The sequence below is a fragment of the Phenylobacterium sp. genome (assembly GCF_044236515.1).
Taxonomy (GTDB): domain Bacteria; phylum Pseudomonadota; class Alphaproteobacteria; order Caulobacterales; family Caulobacteraceae; genus Phenylobacterium.
On record NZ_JBIIGK010000241.1, the window covers coordinates 1 to 3,186 of the forward strand.

General features: G+C 68.0%; 4 protein-coding genes and 1 pseudogene. All 5 read right to left on the reverse strand.

The features are described from left to right. A partial coding sequence (locus ACILRF_RS15705; protein ID WP_395674551.1) for a biotin/lipoyl-containing protein occupies nt 1–119 on the reverse strand: 119 nt, incomplete at its 3' end. Between the two features lie 51 nt (nt 120–170). Continuing rightward, nucleotides 171–1,559 (reverse strand): pyruvate dehydrogenase complex E1 component subunit beta, encoded by a 1,389-nt coding sequence (locus ACILRF_RS15710; RefSeq protein ID WP_395674545.1) that lies wholly within the window; start codon nt 1,557–1,559, stop codon nt 171–173. Beyond that, on the reverse strand, nt 1,556–2,575 hold the full coding sequence (gene pdhA / locus ACILRF_RS15715; RefSeq protein ID WP_395674547.1) for a pyruvate dehydrogenase (acetyl-transferring) E1 component subunit alpha: 1,020 nt from the start codon (nt 2,573–2,575) through the stop codon (nt 1,556–1,558). The genes ACILRF_RS15710 and pdhA overlap by 4 nt, the downstream gene beginning before the upstream one ends. A gap of 61 nt (nt 2,576–2,636) precedes the next feature. After that, on the reverse strand, nt 2,637–2,933 hold the full coding sequence (locus ACILRF_RS15720) for a septum formation initiator family protein (RefSeq protein ID WP_395674549.1): 297 nt from the start codon (nt 2,931–2,933) through the stop codon (nt 2,637–2,639). 91 nt (nt 2,934–3,024) lie between these two features. Further along, nucleotides 3,025–3,186, reverse strand: a pseudogene (eno, locus tag ACILRF_RS15725) (phosphopyruvate hydratase); the annotation flags it as partial.

Genomic DNA, 3,186 nt, shown 5'->3' on the forward strand with positions numbered 1-3,186 from the left:
TCGATCTCGGCGATCACGTCGCCGGAACGGACCTGATCGCCGGCCTTCACGTGCCACTTGGCGAGCGTGCCCTCCTCCATGGTGGGCGACAGCGCGGGCATGAGGATGTCGATGGGCATGTCGCGTCTCTCAGGCGATGGGCGTCAAAGGCGTGCGGGCGCACCCGGCTGTCACTTGTAGGAGACAGCCTTGGCCGCCTGGACGATCCTTTCGACCGACGGCATGGACAAGGCCTCCAGGTTGGCGGCGTAGGGCAGCGGGACGTCCTCCTGGCAGACCCGGGCCGGCGGCGCGTCGAGGTGATCGAAGGCGAGCTCGACCACGCGGGCGGCCACCTCGGCGCCGACGCCCATCGGGCCCCAGCCTTCCTCGACGGTGACCAGTCGGTTGGTCTTCTTGACGCTCTCGACCACGGTCTCGATGTCCATCGGCCGGATGGTGCGCAGGTCCACGACTTCGGCCTCGATGCCTTCGGCGGCCAGTTCCTCGGCGGCCTTCAGCGAGAAGCCAACCATGCGGGAATAGGCGACGATGGTGACGCCGGTCCCCTCGCGGCGGACCTTGGCCTTGCCGATCGGCACGACCCAGTCGATCCCCTCGGGCACGTCGAATTCCTGGCCGTAGAGCATCTCGTGCTCCAGGAAGACGACGGGGTTCGGGTCGCGGATGGCGGCCTTGAGCAGGCCTTTGGCGTCGGCGGCGTCGTAGGGCGCGATGACCTTCAGGCCGGGAACGTGCCCGTACCAGGCGGCGTAGTCCTGGCTGTGCTGGGCCGCCACGCGCGCCGCGGCGCCGTTCGGGCCGCGGAAGACGATCGAGGTGCGCAGCTGACCGCCCGACATATAGAGGGTCTTAGCGGCGGAATTGATAATGTGATCAATCGCCTGCATCGCGAAGTTGAAGGTCATGAACTCGACGATCGGCTTCAGGCCGGCCATGGCCGCGCCGACGCCGGCCCCGGCGAAGCCGTGCTCGGTGATCGGGGTGTCGATCACCCGGCGCTCGCCGAACTCCTGCAGCAGGTCGCGGCTGACCTTGTAGGCGCCCTGGTACTGGGCGACTTCCTCGCCCATCAGGAAGACGTCGGGGTCGCGGCGCATCTCTTCGGCCATGGCGTCGCGCAGGGCGTCGCGGACCGTCTGCTTGACCAGCCTCACGCCTTCCGGAAGCTCGGGATCCCTGAGGGCCTGAGCCGGTGTGACGGCGACCGCGCCCTCCCCTTCCGGCTGCGGCGCGGCGGCTTCCGGCGGCTGCTTTTCGGGATCGCCGGCGGCGTCCGACTTCGGCGCGGCGGCCTGCGGCGGCGGAGAAGCGGCGGCGCCCTCGCCGGACAGGCGGGCGATGGGCGAATTGACCTTCACCCCTTCGCTGCCCTCGGCGACGAGAATTTCCTCGACGACGCCCTCGTCGACGGCCTCGACCTCCATGGTCGCCTTGTCGGTCTCGATCTCGGCGATGACGTCGCCCGAGCGCACGTTGTCGCCGACCTTCACGTGCCACTTGGCGAGCGTGCCCTCTTCCATGGTGGGCGACAGGGCCGGCATCAGGACTTCGGTCACTGGGCGGCCTCCGTGTAGACGTCGGTGTAGAGCTGGGACGGGTCGGGTTCGGGCGAGGTGCGGGCGAATTCGGCGGCGTCGGCGACGATGCGCTTCACCTCCGCGTCGATGGCCTTGAGCGTCGCCTCGTCGGCGAAGCCCTGCTTTTCCAGGAGCTCCTCGATGTGGTCGATCGGATCGCGGGTCTTGCGGACGTCGTCAACCTCTTCCCGGGTGCGGTACTTGGCCGGGTCGCTCATCGAGTGGCCGCGGTAGCGGTAGGTCTTCATCTCGAGGATGTAGGGCCCGTTGCCGGCGCGGGCATGGTCGGCGGCCTTCTGGGCGGCGGCCCTGACCGCCAGGACGTCCATGCCGTCGACTTCTTCGCCGGGGATGCGGAACGAGGCGCCGCGCTTGAAGAGGTGGGTCTCCGAGGAGGAGCGTTCCACCGAGGTGCCCATGGCGTACTGGTTGTTCTCGATGATGTAGACGCAGGGCAGCTTCCAGAGCTGCGCCATGTTGAAGCTCTCGTAGACCTGGCCCTGGTTGGCCGCGCCGTCCCCGAAGTAGGTCCAGCTGACGTTGCCGTTGTCGCGATACTTGTCGGCGAGCGCCAGACCCGTACCGAGGCTGACCTGGGCGCCGACGATGCCGTGGCCGCCATAGAAGTCCGCCTCGCGCGAGAACATGTGCATCGAGCCGCCCTTGCCCTTCGACGAGCCGCCCTCGCGTCCGGTGAGCTCGGCCATCACCTCGCGCGGGTCCATGCCGCAGGCCAGCATGTGGCCGTGGTCGCGATACCCGGTGATCACCTGATCGCCGGGGCGCTTCACGGCCTGCACGCCGACGGCGATGGCTTCCTGGCCGATGTAGAGGTGGCAGAAACCGCCGATCAGGCCCATGCCGTAGAGCTGGCCGGCGCGCTCCTCGAAGCGGCGGATCAGCAGCATGTCGCGATAGTAGCCGAGGAGTTCGTCCTTGCCCGCGCCTACCCCGTCGCCTTTCGGCTGGGAGCCATTGGCCTTGCCACGCGCCATGCGTCTCTCCGTCGTTACTCCGGCCTGCCGAAGAAACCCTCGAACGGCGTCGGGGCGCCTTCTAAGGCTTCAGGCGGACCACATAATCCCTCGGGTCGGCAAAACCTAGCAAGGAGCGGGCCCGCTCCTCTAGTAAGTCCGCCGAAAGGTTTGTGTCACGCATCAAATGCGCGCGGGCTTCGAGATCCTGGCGCTGAGCGCGCAGGGCAGCCAGTTCGCGGCTCTTGGCGACCAGGGCCGCATCCCGCTTGTCGGACTGCAGCAAGCCGCCCTCGCCGGTGAAGGCGTGGAACCCGAAATAGAAGATCAGGAAGGCAAGCGCCGCAGTCGGCAGATAGGGGCGGAGGCGGGCGAACACGGGTGGACGAATCCCCAGGGAGAGACGCGGCAAGAATCGCCCCGCGTCCTTAACGCGGCGCTAACCCTGCCCGCCCGCACGCCAGAAACGCCTACTGCTTCAGCGCCTTACGACCGAGGTAGATGGCCTGGTCGCCCAGTTCCTCCTCGATGCGCAGCAGCTGGTTGTACTTGGCCGTCCGGTCGGAGCGGGCCAGCGAGCCCGTCTTGATCTGGCCGCAGTTGGTGGCGACGGCGAGGTCGGCGATGGTGGC

What these genes read in the sequence shown, in the direction of transcription:
- pdhA (WP_395674547.1), bottom strand. Translation starts at nt 2,575, where the DNA reads ATGGCGCGTGGCAAGGCCAATGGCTCCCAGCCGAAAGGCGACGGGGTA.